The organism is Pseudomonas sp. Mn2068, from assembly GCF_049319725.1.
Taxonomy (GTDB): domain Bacteria; phylum Pseudomonadota; class Gammaproteobacteria; order Pseudomonadales; family Pseudomonadaceae; genus Aquipseudomonas; species Aquipseudomonas gingeri.
In genome coordinates, this window is record NZ_JBMOUG010000045.1 from 1 (window position 1) to 224 (window position 224).

Annotated in this window: 1 tRNA gene; it reads right to left on the bottom strand. The window is 51.3% G+C overall.

Annotation, left to right across the window (positions count from 1 at the left end):
• Nucleotides 1-2: 2 nt before the first annotated feature.
• Nucleotides 3-76, bottom strand: a tRNA-Arg gene (locus ACL9RJ_RS33290).
• Nucleotides 77-224 lie beyond the last annotated feature (148 nt).

The window sequence follows — 224 nt, forward strand, 5'->3', positions numbered from 1 at the left end:
GGTGCACTCGACAGGATTCGAACCTGTGACCGCTCGGTTCGTAGCCGAGTACTCTATCCAGCTGAGCTACGAGTGCAAGTTGTGTTTTTATACCAGATCACAACTGGTTGAAGCCACGCTGTTTGTATCACTACCAACAACGCTTAAATGGTGCACTCGACAGGATTCGAACCTGTGACCGCTCGGTTCGTAGCCGAGTACTCTATCCAGCTGAGCTACGAGTG